Annotated in this window: 12 protein-coding genes; 6 read left to right on the top strand and 6 right to left on the bottom strand. The window is 69.6% G+C overall.

The genetic code is table 11. The features are described from left to right. Nucleotides 1–189 precede the first annotated feature (189 nt). Complete coding sequence (locus tag HFV08_RS11005) at nucleotides 190–684, bottom strand: hypothetical protein (protein ID WP_168538307.1); 495 nt, start codon at nucleotides 682–684, stop codon at nucleotides 190–192. Next, a complete protein-coding gene (locus HFV08_RS11000; RefSeq protein WP_168538305.1) occupies nucleotides 677–1,681 on the bottom strand; it encodes a hypothetical protein in 1,005 nt (334 codons plus the stop codon). Before HFV08_RS11000 ends, HFV08_RS11005 begins: the two co-directional genes overlap by 8 nt. Nucleotides 1,682–2,498: 817 nt before the next feature. Between HFV08_RS11000 and HFV08_RS10995 the strand changes: the two genes are divergently transcribed. After that, the gene (locus HFV08_RS10995) at nucleotides 2,499–3,122 is read left to right on the top strand and encodes a nuclease-related domain-containing protein (protein ID WP_210430139.1); all 624 of its coding nucleotides are present in this window, start codon (nucleotides 2,499–2,501) and stop codon (nucleotides 3,120–3,122) included. Between the two features lie 244 nt (nucleotides 3,123–3,366). Then, the gene (sph, locus tag HFV08_RS10990; RefSeq protein ID WP_168538303.1) at nucleotides 3,367–4,431 is read left to right on the top strand and encodes a sphingomyelin phosphodiesterase; all 1,065 of its coding nucleotides are present in this window, start codon (nucleotides 3,367–3,369) and stop codon (nucleotides 4,429–4,431) included. Between the two features lie 126 nt (nucleotides 4,432–4,557). Here the strand turns inward: sph and HFV08_RS10985 are convergent, their stop codons facing one another. The 3 genes from HFV08_RS10985 to HFV08_RS10975 all read right to left on the bottom strand — a co-directional run bounded on the left by HFV08_RS10985 (nucleotide 4,558) and on the right by HFV08_RS10975 (nucleotide 8,640). After that, on the bottom strand, nucleotides 4,558–5,907 hold the full coding sequence (locus tag HFV08_RS10985; protein ID WP_168538301.1) for a M14 family metallopeptidase: 1,350 nt from the start codon (nucleotides 5,905–5,907) through the stop codon (nucleotides 4,558–4,560). Between the two features lie 243 nt (nucleotides 5,908–6,150). Next, on the bottom strand, nucleotides 6,151–7,008 hold the full coding sequence (locus tag HFV08_RS10980) for a Yip1 family protein (protein WP_246341652.1): 858 nt from the start codon (nucleotides 7,006–7,008) through the stop codon (nucleotides 6,151–6,153). A 534-nt stretch (nucleotides 7,009–7,542) separates the two neighbouring features. After that, nucleotides 7,543–8,640, bottom strand: coding sequence for an SCO7460 family lipoprotein (locus HFV08_RS10975; RefSeq protein WP_168538297.1), 1,098 nt, complete (start codon nucleotides 8,638–8,640; stop codon nucleotides 7,543–7,545). 314 nt (nucleotides 8,641–8,954) lie between these two features. Here HFV08_RS10975 and HFV08_RS10970 point away from each other — a divergent pair, with 314 nt between their 5' ends. After that, nucleotides 8,955–9,977, top strand: coding sequence for an alpha/beta fold hydrolase (locus HFV08_RS10970; RefSeq protein WP_168538295.1), 1,023 nt, complete (start codon nucleotides 8,955–8,957; stop codon nucleotides 9,975–9,977). A 9-nt stretch (nucleotides 9,978–9,986) separates the two neighbouring features. Next, on the top strand, nucleotides 9,987–10,382 hold the full coding sequence (locus HFV08_RS10965; RefSeq protein WP_168538293.1) for an Imm32 family immunity protein: 396 nt from the start codon (nucleotides 9,987–9,989) through the stop codon (nucleotides 10,380–10,382). Nucleotides 10,383–10,419: 37 nt separating this feature from the next. Here HFV08_RS10965 and HFV08_RS10960 read toward each other — a convergent pair whose 3' ends face one another. Continuing rightward, nucleotides 10,420–11,889, bottom strand: coding sequence for an FG-GAP repeat domain-containing protein (locus HFV08_RS10960; RefSeq protein ID WP_168538291.1), 1,470 nt, complete (start codon nucleotides 11,887–11,889; stop codon nucleotides 10,420–10,422). A 297-nt stretch (nucleotides 11,890–12,186) separates the two neighbouring features. On the opposite strand from HFV08_RS10960, the gene HFV08_RS10955 reads away from it, so the two are divergent. Together HFV08_RS10955 and HFV08_RS10950 are read left to right on the top strand one after the other, a co-directional pair. Next, on the top strand, nucleotides 12,187–13,125 hold the full coding sequence (locus HFV08_RS10955) for an RNA polymerase sigma-70 factor (protein WP_168538289.1): 939 nt from the start codon (nucleotides 12,187–12,189) through the stop codon (nucleotides 13,123–13,125). After that, nucleotides 13,113–13,637: an SRPBCC family protein gene (locus HFV08_RS10950; protein WP_168538287.1), complete on the top strand. Its 525-nt coding sequence runs from the start codon at nucleotides 13,113–13,115 to the stop codon at nucleotides 13,635–13,637. Before HFV08_RS10955 ends, HFV08_RS10950 begins: the two co-directional genes overlap by 13 nt. The last annotated feature ends 92 nt before the right edge of the window (nucleotides 13,638–13,729 follow it).

Below are 13,729 nucleotides of genomic sequence, written 5' to 3'. Positions count from 1 at the left end.
GCGTTCTCGTACGGAGCTGTGGTCGCTGCCGTCGACGAAGAATTCCGACGCCAGCGACCTATCAGGCTCTCAGATGCCACTGACGGCGTCCTGCACGTCCAACTCCTCCTCCATCAGCGTCTGTTCTCGGCCCAGAGCCGAGTGAGCGCGGGTACCTGGCGAGGAGACTGATCTGGAGAGGGCTAGCGGCTAGCTGAATGACGTCAAGAATGCGGATCTGATGCGGCGCATGATCATCAGTAGATTGAGAGTGAAATTCGCAAGGAGAATCAGCAAGGCTCCACTGACCCAGCGATTTACCTTGTCGATATCCATTCCGGCTGAGACGCCGAGAATCGATGTCGCGATGAGAGCTACCAGAAGGCTGTACGTGACGTTCGCTTGTAGGTGCTTGGCTAGCTTTAGGCGAACATTCCGAGGACTAGTTCCTTCGATGCCCTGTGCAGCCTTTGCGGCTACATCAAAAAGCAATACGAGAAGATTGAATAATAGACCCGTCAAAATGGCGAAAGCCGCCAAGATGTTGTCGACTCCGCCAATTTGCCAATTCAGCGCCATACCAGCTCCGCCTAGCGCAATAGGTGTCCCATAGAAGAATACGACCTCGCCCCACATGATCTTGTTGGTCGAGTGGCTGCGTAGGGTGTTGAAATGATCTTTGACGATCGGAATGAGGTCAATCATTCTGATCAACGGGGACCTCCAGTCTGTAGCGATCCCAAAATTCTGGCCATTGGAATTCACGGCGCATGCGGTCGGCGCTGAGACCCATGTTCTTTCCTAGGTCTTCAGCTAGCTCTTCAGCCTTCCCATACACCCACGTGTCCGTGAGCTCAGTCACTCCTTCCTTCCGCATCTCAGATTCGAGGTCGTAGAGCATGGCCGGTGTTGTACCAGACGACACTGACAACGTCCTGAGCGAGTCGGCGATCTTGACCTCTACCTTGAGCTCTCGGAAGGTGACGTCGCGCCACTCCAGAAGGCTGGAGACGTCGGTTTCGCCACTAATTACAGATTGGATCTTTTGCTTGTGGAAGGATCCCGTGCGCGGAGGACGCAACATCATCTCGATGGTGCCCAGGTTTGTTTCTTCGTCGCCTAGCCCAAGGGCACCTGCCACGTCGTGCGGAATGGCCTGTCGCACAAGTCTTATTTTCTTAATCTCGCCACTTTCCATATATACACCAAAAGCGGCTTCTGAAGTCATGGTGTTGATTTCTAGCGTGTATCCGCCAAATTTGGCATGAAATGCCTTTTTGAATGCTTCCGACAGTGCTGAAATTACACCATTGCCCTGGAATCGCTCTGTGAAGATGAGTCCAGCAGTAGAGTTCTCGGGCAGGATGATGTAATTTCGCAAATCTGTCAGATCTACGTGTCCTTCTATTTTCTGGAATACAACTTGGCCGGTAGTCCGATCTCGGATCCTTGACTGTATGCCATATGCGCCAAAGGCGAGTTTGACTTGCAATGAACGATTTTTCCGCTGGGTCTCGCGAGCTTCGAGAGAACGTTCCTTTTCGGGAAACTCGAATGCGCATTCTTGAAGGTGGAGGAAGAATCCGTAGAATTCTTTGAGTAGGTCGGACCCCCCACCGTCGAAATTGTCGAGAGGGAGATAGCTCTTCTCTCGACTCCGTTTGATCCTGATTGCGTAGCTCGCGAACGTGTGCTTAGCCAATGAGGCACCTCCCCTAGGAACATCAGATCATCCCACAAGGTGACTCTTCGGAGTGGTGAGGTGACCAGATCGGTGAGGCTGGATGACCGAGGCGGGTGGTGGATCTTCCCTCGCCTATGAGGTCGGCGCTGCGCTCAGTAGCTGAGAGGAGTCTCAATAGGGGAGTCGAGCCTCCAGCGATCTTGAAAACCGTCGTGAGGCAACCCCTCACCGTGGGTTCAAGTCCCACCGCCTCCGCTTGACGAGTAGTGAGTACGGCCCCTGATCCGGGGAACTGGGTCGGGGGCCGTTCCCGTGTCTGGAAGCCGTAACTAACCGAGGTTCCTCGCTGTTGCTCGACCTCTGACCCGATACCCCCACCTCAACCCACCACTCACCCCAGCTCCCATCCCATCCGCGTCCGACCCACGCACCGTGGAGCCGACGTGGTTCAGGGGCGTCAAGCTGGAGCGCCCCACTCTACGAACGACCTTGCCCCCCTGGGCCGCGTCTGCTCGGCTCTGCGTGGGTCGAAGGTGGACGGGATGGAAGCTTCTCGCGCACACCACGATGTGTCCGCAGTCGCTGATGGTGCCCCGTCCATCCCGGAGTCTGAGCGCCCCCGCCGGAGGCGTGTCCTGTGCCCTGCCATGCAGCGGCGCGGCTCATGGCCACCGGTCCTGCCCCCCATGTGGGCGCGCGTTGCCCGGAGCGGAACCGGGAAGCGCGCCCGGCGGAGCGGAGCGCAGCCGGGGCTTGATGAGGTAGAGAAACCTGTAACAACCCCGATCCGAAGCTACGTTGGGAAGGCTGTCGTCGCCGATCTTCTGGAGTTGTGATGTCGCTTCCTGTTGAGGACTTGGCCGCCAATCGCCCCGGCGCGGCGGTACGCCGCAAGCTTGTCGAACTGGAGCCAAGTGCGGTGAAGCGCTTCCTCGCGCGATGGTCCAAGGCTGAGGACACCAGGGAGTTACGGAGCTGGCAGCAGGGCCTCGTGGGAGAAGTCAGCACGGCTCGGCGCCTGCGCCGTCTCGGGCGAGGGTGGCACACCCTGCACGCTGTGCAGTATCCGTCCGGCACTGACGTGGACCATCTCGTGATCGGTCCGGCCGGTGTCTTTGCGCTCAATACCAAGCACCACAAGGGCAAGAAGGTCTGGTACGGCGACTACGGGGTGACCGTCAACGGCGGGAAGACCCGTCACATCCCCGCGAGCCAGAGTGAGGCACGGAAAGTATCAGCCACCTTGACCCGGGTCTGCGGGTTCAAGGTCGAGGCTCGGCCGGTCATCGTCATAGTCGGAGCCGAGCAGATCAAAGTACGGCAAGTCGCACCACCAGTTCTGCTCGTGCCCTGCGAAGAACTGCCGTCACGGCTCAGTGGAATGTCCCCGACACTCGCCCCGCAAGAGGTGGCAACGATCTACGCGGCGGCGAGGTCGGGCAACACTTGGTCTGAATGAAGTCCCTCAGGCGTCAAGGCGTATTCAAGGACGCAGGACGTGGAGTCCAGAGTCATTTCGTTGACCTCGACCGGGATGAACTCTTCCGGTGAAGGCAGTGCGGCAGACCAACATCACGAGCGCCCCGGTTCACCCCGGCACTCCCCGCCCGTCACCCCCCTGGCGTCGCGGGGGTACCTGAACAAGGTTCGCCTTTGCTTGGATGGCGGCTGCGTGACCTCCACCCCCCGAGCCAGGAGTTCTTGTGCCGCACCTTTCCCCGCGCCGCCTCCGGGGCGCCGCCCTCGGTTCGGCGTGCGCCGCCGTGCTGCTCGCCGCCGTTCCCGCCGCGCAGGCCGCACAGGCCGCGCCCGCCCCGCCTGCTGTCCCGGCCGTGGCCGCCGTGCCCGCCGCGCAGGCCCGCCCCGCCCCGGCCGCCGCCTCCGCCGAGCCGCCCCGGCTGGATGTCCTCACGTACAACGTCTTCCTGATGAGCAAGCTGCTCTACCCCAACTGGGGCCAGGACCACCGTGCGAAGGCGATAACCGAGGCGCCCTTCTTCCAGGGGAAGGACGTCGTGGTGCTCCAGGAGGCCTTCGACAACTCCTCCTCCGAGGCGTTGCAGGGGTATGCCGCCGACCGGTATCCGCACCGGACGCCGGTGGTCGGCCGCAGCAAGGACGGGTGGGACGCGACGGGCGGGGACTACTCGGCGCTGGCGCCGGAGGACGGCGGGGTGACGATCCTCAGCAAGTGGCCGGTGCTGCGCAAGGAGCAGTACGTGTTCGACGAGGCCTGCGGTTCCGACGCGCTGTCCAACAAGGGCTTCGCCTATGCCGTGTTGGACGTGAACGGCAGCCGGGTGCACGTCGTCGGCACCCACACCCAGTCCACCGACCCCGGCTGCGGGGACGGCGAGGCGGCGCGGGTGCGCGGCGCCCAGTTCCGGGAGATCGACGCCTTCCTGGACGCCAAGGAGATCCCGGCGGACGAACAGGTGCTGCTCGCCGGGGACTTGAACGTGGACTCGCGCAGCGCCGAGTACGGCTCGATGCTCGCTGACGCGGGTCTCGCGGGCGCGGATTCGCGCACCGGGCACCCGTACTCCTTCGACACCGAGGACAACTCGATCGCCCGCGAGCGCTATCCGGACGACCCGCGCGAGGACCTGGACCACATCCTCTTCCGCGAGGGGAACGCCCGGCCCGCCGGGTGGAACAACGAGGTGGTGAAGGAGGAGTCGGCGCCGTGGACCGTCTCCAGCTGGGGGACCGAGTACACGTACACCAATCTCTCGGACCACTATCCGCTGACCGGTTCGGCGCGGTGAGAGCCCCGCTCCCGCCGGGTGGCGGGAGATGACGAGGCGCCCCGGACGACGGTCGGTCGTCAAGTCCGGGGCGCCTCAAGGCTGTTCAAGGGTTGTTCAGCGGTGCGGCCGGCCGCGTGCCGGGCGCTACTTGCAGTACTGGTCCTCCTTGCCGATCGCCTTGTACATGCAGTCGGCGTTGTCGAGGAGCTTCAGGACCGACTCGCGGTTGCGGGCGGTCTCCTTCTCGATGACCTCGTCGGGCGGGTAGAAGCCGTCCGAGCCGCTGTCGCCCGGGTACATCTCGTAGGTGTAGGCGAAGATCTTCTGGTCGCCCCAGAGGTAGTCGTCGATCGCGCCGTCGGTGGTGTAGAGGGCGCTGTCCTGCTGCGGGGTGTAGTCGTTGCTGGCGGCCATGTCCTTGCCGATGGCCTTGAAGGTGTCGATGTCGTCCTGGGTCATGCCGTCGGTGACCTCGTCCTGGGTCCAGCCCCAGGGCCACATGACCAGTTCGCCGTACGTGTGGAAGTCGATGGCGGCGGTGATCTGCTGCTTGCCGCCGACCACCCGGCTGCGGACGAAGTCGGAGACGACCTTCACCTCGGGGGCCGACTCGGGGGCGGCGCCGCGGTAGTCCTCGGCGCCCGGGTCCTCGCTGGAGCCGCCGCAGCAGCCCCACTTGAAGTCCCAGTTGCGGTTCTGGTCGGTGCCGATCTCCTCGGAGCCCTCGTTGGGCTGCCGGTTCTTGCGCCACATCTGGTACTCGCCGCCGGTGATGTCGTACTCACCGCCGTCCGGGTTCAGGTCCGGCACGATCCAGATCTCGCGGCCGTCGACGGCCTTCTTGATCGCCTCGTCGCTGCCGTACTTGCCGCCGAACTCGTCGATCAGGTACAGCGCCATCTCGACGGTGAGGTGCTCGCGGGCGTGCTGGTGGTGGGTGAACAGCACCTCCGGCTCGTCCTCGTCTTCCCCGACGTTGTCGCTGATCTTCACGGCGAGCAGGTCCCGGCCCTCGTGGGACTTACCGATGACCTGCTTGCTGAGGATGTCGGGGTGGGCGGCCACCGCCTCGTCGATCGCCTTCAGCGCCTCGTCGTAGGTGTGGTAGCCGGAGTCGTCGGAGGGGAAGTCCGCGACCCCCGGCCTGACCTTCTTGCCGGAGCTGTCGCGCGCGGGCGGTCCGCCGAGGGACTTCGTCCGCCAGCCGAGCGCGCGGACCTTCTTCAGCTGGGCGGAGTCGGCGGTGATCACCACGGACTTCTTCGCGACCTCGTCGAGCGAGACGCCGAGGCGGGCCAGGCGGTCCCGGTCGGCTACCGAGTCCGGTCCGGTGACCCGGTACTGGCGGGGGATCTCGGCGGCCGCCTTCGCCGCCGCGGAGTCGTGGGCGCCGCTGTCCTCGGTGGCCTGGGCGGCGATGGGGACCGCCAGGGCCATGGTGAGGAGCGCGGCCACGGCGGTGGTCCGCCGCCCGCGCAAGTGCTGCAGTCGCATCGTCTTCTCCTGGTTTCTGGTGCGACAGGTGGGGGGTCGGGCACCCGGCGGTGCGGGGGGTGGGCGCCCGGCGCTCATCGTTCGCGCCCAACAGACGGTGGTCAAGGGCGCGTTCGCAACAACGGCTCCCGCATGCCGGAAGGCTCCCGGTACCTGTGGAGCGGTACCGGGAGCCTTCGGGAGTGCGGTGCCTCGGCGGCGGGCGGCCGGGCCGGCGGGCGTCCGCCGAGGCCGGCGGGGGTGTCAGAAGGTGCCGAGCTTGATCAGCGAGAGCAGGGCGATCAGCTGGATGGCGGCGGCGCCGAGCGCCTTGGGCCAGGGCAGGTCGTGCGATTTGCTCACCATCACGGTCAGCAGGGCGCCCGCGCCGAGCCAGGTGGCCCAGCCGAGCAGCTGGACGAAGCCTGCGTCGCCGCCGAAGAACATCGCGACCAGCAGCCGGGGCGCGTCGGTGAGCGAGCTGATCAGCATGCTCAGGCCGACCGTCGGCTGCCAGGCGCCGTCGCCGCCGAACTGCCGGGCCAGGGTGTGGGTGACCACCCCGAGCATGAACAGGCCGATCATGAAGGCGATGCCCGTGATGATCACGGACGGGACGGCCGTGGAGATCGTCGCGTTGATCGCGTCCTCACGGGGGCCGTCGAAGCCGAACAGCGCGAGCAGCCCGTAGACGAAGGTCACGATCAGCGCGGGGAACCAGACCGAGTAGTCCCGCATGGTCAGGAAGGTGCTGGCCGGGCGCAGCACGATGCCCGGCAGGAGCTCCTTCCAGTGCAGCCGGGGGCCCACCGGGGGCGCGGCCATCTGCCCGGCCCGGTAGGTGTCGCCCTGCGAGTACGGGTCCTCGCCGAAGGCGAAGGCCTGGGTGTGGCCGGGGTTGTTCGCCGCGTACGGATCGGGCGCGCCCTGCGGGTGGCCCGCGCCGAAGTACTCCGGTTCCCCGTGGCCGCCCGGGTCCGGCCACTGCTGCCGGGCCGCGTGACCGCCCTGGGCGGGGCCGCCGTACGGGGGCTGCTGACCGTAGCCCGGCTGCTGTCCGTGACCGTGCTGCTGCCGGCCGTAGGGCGGCTGGGACTGCTGGGCCTGCGGGTACGGAGACATGGGCGGCCCGCCGTACGGGGCGCCGCTTGGCGCCTGCTGTCCGTACGGCTGCTGCGGGGGGTTCTGCGGTCGCGAGTGCGGGGCCCGGTTGCCTGGGCCACGTCCGGTCCTGAATACAGCCACGTCAATGAACGTACCTGCTCTGGGGGCGGGCCGGGGACCCGCCCGGGGAAAGCGGGGGGTCTTTGCGGCCCAGCTGTGACATCCCCTAGGGGGCGGACAGCCGGGGAGGGGGCCGTGGGGAGGAGCCGGGGGCGGCCTTCTCGGTCTTCTTGCCTGCGGGGTCGGCCTGCGGGGTCGGGCTGTGGGGTCGGATTGCGGGGTCGGGCTGCGGCCTCGGTCCCCGGCGCGGCTGTGGTGTGCGTCCGGCCCGTCCGGTCCGTCTGGCGCGTGCGTCCGGCCCGTCCGATCCGGCTGTGGCGGGAGCCCGGCCCGTCCGGCCCAGCTGTCACGTGCATCCGGTCCGTCCGGTCCGTCCGTTCCGTCCGGTCCGTCCGGTGCTCGCGGCTTCAGTCGTCCCCGCGCTCGCGGTTCTCAGCCGTCCAGTGGCGGGAGGTTCAGCGGTCCGCGGCCCTCGCGGACGTCGTGTTCCACGCGGGGCTCGTCCAGGAGGTTGCCCCGCAGGTCCACGGTGACGACCAGGGCGTGGTTGCCGAGGCAGCGGTCGGCCCGGGGTGAACGGGTGCCCCCGGTGCTCCGGTGGCCCGGGTGCGACTCGGGGCCCTCGCAGTACAGGACGTAGCCGCGCTGCCGGTCGAGGCGGCCCGGCAGCAGGGACCAGATGCCGCTGTAGCCCTCCACCACCTGTGCCTGCGGGTGGGTGCGCCGCAGCCAGCGGGTGGTGGAGGTGTGCACGGCGCGGACGAACTCCTGGTTGTCCTCGAACGGCAGCACCCGACGCGGGGTGCCGGAGCCGGGGAGGACGGCGCCGTCGCGCCAGGCGTAGGAGACCGCGTGGTACGGGCCCGAGGCGAGCGCGGCGAGCAGCTTCGTCGAGGATTTCCGCAGCAGTACGGGGTCGCCCTGCTTGCCGCGGGGCAGCGACCGCACCGCCTCGGGTGCGGCGATGTTGATGTTGACCGCGGTACGGCCGGTGCGCGCCGCGGGCGGCAGGGCGCGGGAGTAGCGCTCCAGGCAGCCGCCGAGGCGGTCGAGCACCCCGGTGAGGTTCCGGTTGCTGAGCGGGGCCGAGATCCACGGCTCGGCCACCGCGTCCCGGGTGACCCGCACCGCGTGCACCTCGTAGCCGCAGTGCTCCAACTCCCCTCGCAGCAGCCGCCATTCGGCCGCCGCGGCCTCTCCGCGGGCCCGCGCCTCGCGCAGTGCCCGGGCGCAGGGGGCGCCGCCCTCGCAGCGGTCCCGCTCCGCGTCCACCCGCAGCCGTACGAAGGCCTCGGGGTCGTCCCGCAGCGCGAAGGTGATCTCGGAGCCGGAGTCCGCGGGGAAGAGGGTGCGCGCGCCCACCACCCGCAGCTCGCCCGGGTAGACCTGCTCGGCGAGTTCCTCGGCCCGGTTGCGGTCCTCCTCGGTGCTCAGCAGCCCGCAGCCGCCGACGAGCAGCGCCAGCGCGGTCAGCGCCACCCCGTGCCGCGCCGCCGGTCTCGCTCTCCTCCGCGCCCGGATCCAGCTCATCGAAGGCCTCCCCCTGCCGCCGTGCCACCGCTTGGCACGCGCTGTCGTACTGCTGGTGAGCGTAGGAAGGCGCGGGCGGGGCGGGATGAGTACGCGTACCCGGGTCGGCTACTCAGACGGGGGAGCCGGGGAGCCGGGGAGCCGGGGAGCCGGGGGGCCGGGGGAGGGGGAACAGCCGCTCCCCACACCCCCATTGAAAGAAGTTAGGTTACCCTAACTAGCTCAACCGGCTTGTGATCGCCCGGCTTTCGAGGTGCGGCGGGCGGCGAGCGACGAGCGGCGGGCAGGCGACCCGACGGGGGAAGGAACGGCGCATGTCCTCAACCACCAGCGCGGCAGGGCACGTTCAGGGACGCAGCGAGTGGGTGCCCACCCGGGACGGGCGCAGGCTGCACGCCATGGTGCTGCCGGGGCCCGGCGCGGACACCGGCAGCGAGGGCGAGAACGACGGCAAGAGTGAGGGCGAGGAGGCGGGCGGTACCGGCGCCCCCACCGTCGTCTTCGAGGCCGGTGCCGCGGCCACCCGCTCCTCCTGGGCGCTGGTGCAGCCGGCCGTCGGCAAGTGGGCGCGGGCCGTGGTCTACGACCGCTCCGGACTCGGCCGCAGCCCCGTCGACCCCGACTCCCGGACGATGCGCCGCATGGCGGACGACCTGCAGGACCTGCTCGACCACTTCGGACCCGGACCGTACGTACTCGTCGGACACAGCGCGGGCGGCCCGCTCGTACGCCTCGCCGCAGCCGGGCGCCTGGACCGGATCCGGGGCCTGGTCCTCGTCGACCCGACCGACGAGGGTGCGGAGTTGCTGTTCGGAGCCACGTTCCGCCGGGCGGAGCGGGTGGCCATCGCGATCAACCTCCTCCTTGCGCGCCTCCGCCTGCTCGGCGTCGCCTACGGCTTCGTCGCCAAGCCGCTGCCCGAGGACGCGCGCCGCGACATCAGGAGCGACGGCTTCTCCGTCGACGTGATCAGAACCCACCGCGCGCAGGCCCGCACCTTCCTCGACGAACTTCGCCAGTTCCGTGACGCGCCACCGGAGTTGGGCGACATCCCGGTCACGGTCGTCTCCGGCGGTCTCACCGGCGCCGGCATGAACCAGACCACCCGCCGCGCCGCCAACGAAGCACACGCCCGCAACGCCGAACGCTCCCCCCGCGGCAAGCACGTGATCGCCGCCCGCTCGGGGCACTACGTGACACTCACCGAACCGGACCTCGTCGCCGAGGAGATCCGGCTGATCGCAGATCAACGGCCGGACCGTGCGATCCGGCCCCTGGCCGATCCGCATACGGCAATCGACCCCGCGACCATCCGTCCGGGAGATCACTGGCCCTAGAAGTGAGAGGTGACCGTGCAACTCCTGGTGCAGGACGGAACGGGTGAGATGGAACTCGCGGGTGTACGGGAAGAGTTGCTCGCCCTGGGGCGTGCACTGGCCGGACCGGGTGGAGAAGTCAGACTCTCACGCCCGGCGGACCCGGCGCCCTACAGCAGTTCGCTGGAGGCCATCCGGTGGGAAGATGCCGAAGGGCCCGTGATCGTCGGAGTACCGGATGGTGCGGCATACGCCGAGATCAACGGAGGGCGCGAATCCCGTCGGATTCTTGCGGCCAACATCGAGGATTTCGCGCGGGAGGCCGACCCTTCCGAGCATTTGCACCTGGAGTACTTTCCGGAGCATGTGTATCTTGCTCCGGAGTCGCAGATGTTGATTGTCGCATTCCTCGCCGAGACTTCGTGAACTCCTCGGGCAGGCGCACCCACCTCACCTCATCCCCTCACTCCATCCCCAGGAACTCCGAAGTGGAGAAGGTGACTTCGGGCCGCTCGGCAACCAGCCCGTCCTCGCGTCCCGGGTAGACCGCGATCGTGTCCGCCGCGTCCCCGCGTACGGTCCGCAGCACCAGGTCCGCGCGGCCGTCGCCGTCGAAGTCGGCGGTCTCCAGGACGCGGGTCCCGCCGGAGGCCGGGGGCCGTACGGTGACGGCGTCGGTGGTGGTCAGGCCCTTGGGGCCGCCCGGGAGGATACGGATCCGCTTGCCGCCCGTGACGAGGTCGTCGGTGCCGTCGCCGTCGAAGTCCGCGGCGTGCAGTTCGGTGCCGGGCAGGTCGAGGGTGCCGCGGCGGGTGCCGGGGATCTCGTAGCGCAGGGCGACGGCGGTGGGGGTGCCGATCGCCGCGTCGGTGCCCTTGCCGCGGCCGAAGTCGCCGAAGACGGCGCCGGTGCCCGCCGGGAGGAGGACGCCGGTGGTGTTCGGGCCCTTCGCGGAGCCGAGGACCACGGAGGAGGCGGAGTTCTGGCCGCCCGCGCGGACCAGGAGGTCGTCGTAGCCGTCGCCGTCGATGTCGGCGGCGGGCCCGGTCGGCACGCTGCCGGGGGAGCGCAGCGCCTTGCCCGCGGCGCGGGGGGCGCCCGCGCGGCTGAACGGTCCGCGCAGGAAGCTGAGCCGCCCCCCGGTGGCGTGCACCACGAGGTCGGCGGTGCCGTCGCCGTCGAAGTCGCCGCAGACCGGCTGGTCCGGCCAGTCGTTGCCGTAGCGGGCGCGGTCCGGGATGCGCAGCACAACTGCCTTGCCGGTCAGGCCCTTCGGCGAGCCGAAGAGGAGTTGCAGCGGTACCGGGGGGCGGCCTTGGCCGTCGTAGGGCGGGTCGGTGGAGACCACCAGATCGCTGAAGCCGTCCCGGTCCAGGTCGCAGACCGCCTCCGCGTCGAAGGTGGCGGGCAACTCGCCTTTCACCCGGGCGGCTTGGGCGGCCGGGGTCAGCAACTGCCGTACGGCGGGGCGCAGTCCGCCGCCGTTCGCGTCGTCAGCTCCGCCGGTCCCCGCTCCGGCCTTCTCGTCGTCGGGCGCGTCGGTGGCCTCGGATCCGGAGCCCTCCGCGGAGGCGGACCCGTAGACGATCCCGATCCCCGTGTCGTCGCCGTGGGAGTCGGCCTTCACCAGGTCGTTGAGGACGAGGTCGCGGGCGCCGTCGCCGTTGAAGTCGCTCTCGGTCTTGCTGCCCTTGCCCGCGGGCACCGGGCGCACCGCGGGCGCCTTGCGCGCGGACGGGGCCGGGCCGCCCCGGGCGCCCTCCTCGCCGCCGCCCCCGCCGCAGGCCGCGAGCAGCAGCGCGCAGCCCGCGACCGCGCCGAGCGCCGGCAGGCGGCGGCTCCTGCTCCGCCCCGCCCGCGCACCGGCCCCCGCACCCTGGCCCTCCGGCCCGTCCGGCGTCCTCGCCGAGCCGTCCGTACTCGCGCCGCCCATGGTCCACCCCACCCTTGCCCGGGCCGTCCCGGGCCCGCGCCACCGCCGTGTGTCTCTGCTCCGACCCGCCACCCCCGCTTGTGCGGCTCCTGTGACGTGACGGGCACATGATGCTCTCGTACGGCCCGGGGCGGTACGGGTGCGGGGTGCCAGATGGCTCACTCGGCCTCACTCGGCCACAGACCGCGCCGCCGTGCCGCTCTGTGAGCGAGGCCACCTCGCGGCCTGTCACAGCCGTCCGGCGGGCGGTGTCCGATGGGTGTACCGGGGAGAACCGAACCGAGCGGAGGAGCCGAGATGACCGGTCCGCAGGGCCAGGGCGGCAGCCGGGGCCGGGACGAGGCCGACGAGGTCTTCGCCGCCCACCGGCCGCTGCTGTTCACCCTCGCCTACGAGATCACCGGCAGCGCCGCCGACGCCGAGGACGTGGTCCAGGAGAGCTATCTGCGCTGGAGCCGCCTCGGCCACCGGGAGATCGCGCACCCCCGCGCCTACCTCGCCCGGATCGCCACCCGGCAGGCGCTCAACCAGCTCCGTACGGTCCGGCGGCGGCGCGAGGAGTACGTCGGCAGCTGGCTGCCCGAGCCGCTGTGCACCGAGCCGGACGCGAGCGAGGACGTGCTGCTCGCCGAGTCGGTCTCCACGGCGATGCTGCTGGTGCTCGAAAGCCTGGGCCCGGACGAGCGGGCGGTCTTCGTGCTGCGGGACGTCTTCGGCTACGAGTACCCCGAGATCGCCGAGATGACGGGCCGGACGCAGCCCGCCGTCCGGCAGATCGCGCACCGGGCCCGGTCCCATGTCCGCGCCCGCCGCAGGCGCCACCGCACCGACTCCCGCGCCGCCGCCGAGATCGCCGGGCGCTTCCTCGCCGCCGCCCACTCCGGCGACGTACGGGGCCTGATGGAGCTGATGGCCCCGGACGTGGTGCAGATCTCCGACGGCGGCGGGAAGGCCGCCGCGGCGCCCCGGCCGCTGGTCGGACGGGAGCGGGTCGCCCGCTTCCTGGTCGGCCTGGCGGCGGGCGAAATGCGCTCCATGCGCGCCGAGCCGGGCACCCACAACGCGATGCCCTCGGTCCTCTTCCACTCCGGCACCCGCCTCGACACCGTGCTGACGATCGACATCGAGGACGGCCTCGTACGGGGCCTGTTCGCCATCCGCAACCCCGACAAGCTGACGGCGGCCGAGGCCCCCGTCGCGCTCACCCGAGAGAAGGAGCACCCATGGAGACGATGACCGCGGAGCGGGTGATCGCCGCCCCGGCCGACGAGGTCTTCCAGTGGCTCGCGACCACCGGCAACTACACCCGCAGCCCGCTGGTGCTCCGCGCCCGCCTGGCCCGGCCCGGCGAGGGAGCGCCCTACGGGGTCGGCGCGGTGCGCCTGCACACCTGGCTCGTCGGCTGGTTCCGCGAACGCGTCACCGCCTACCACCCGCCCCACGACTTCGACTACGTCGTGGAGCGCTGCTTCCCGCCGGCCCGCCACGGAGGCGGCCGACTGACCTTCGCCGAAGTCCCGGGCGGTACGCGGGTGGTGTGGACGACGACGGCCCAAGTGCGCCTGCCCTTCGGTGCCTTGCTCACCCGGCACCTCGTGAAGCCGCTGCTGGTCCGGGTGTTCGGCCGGATCCTCGACGCCGCGGACGCCGCGCTCACGGGCGGGGCCGCGGGCACGGGGGACGCCGCGCGCCCGGGGAGCGCCGCGCGTCCGGGGGGCGGCACCGGCGGTGGGGGCACGCGCGGCTGAGGGGGCCGTACGCGGAGAGGGCCGGGGCTGCCTTGCGGCGGACCCGGCCCTCAACTCGTGCTGCGTACTTGCTGCTTGGCGCTCGCGTGCGG

Source organism: Streptomyces physcomitrii, from assembly GCF_012273655.1.
GTDB classification, from domain to species: Bacteria; Actinomycetota; Actinomycetes; order Streptomycetales; family Streptomycetaceae; genus Streptomyces; species Streptomyces physcomitrii.
The sequence above is the reverse complement of the archived record's forward strand: the minus strand, read 5'-3'. Positions and strand labels throughout refer to the sequence as shown.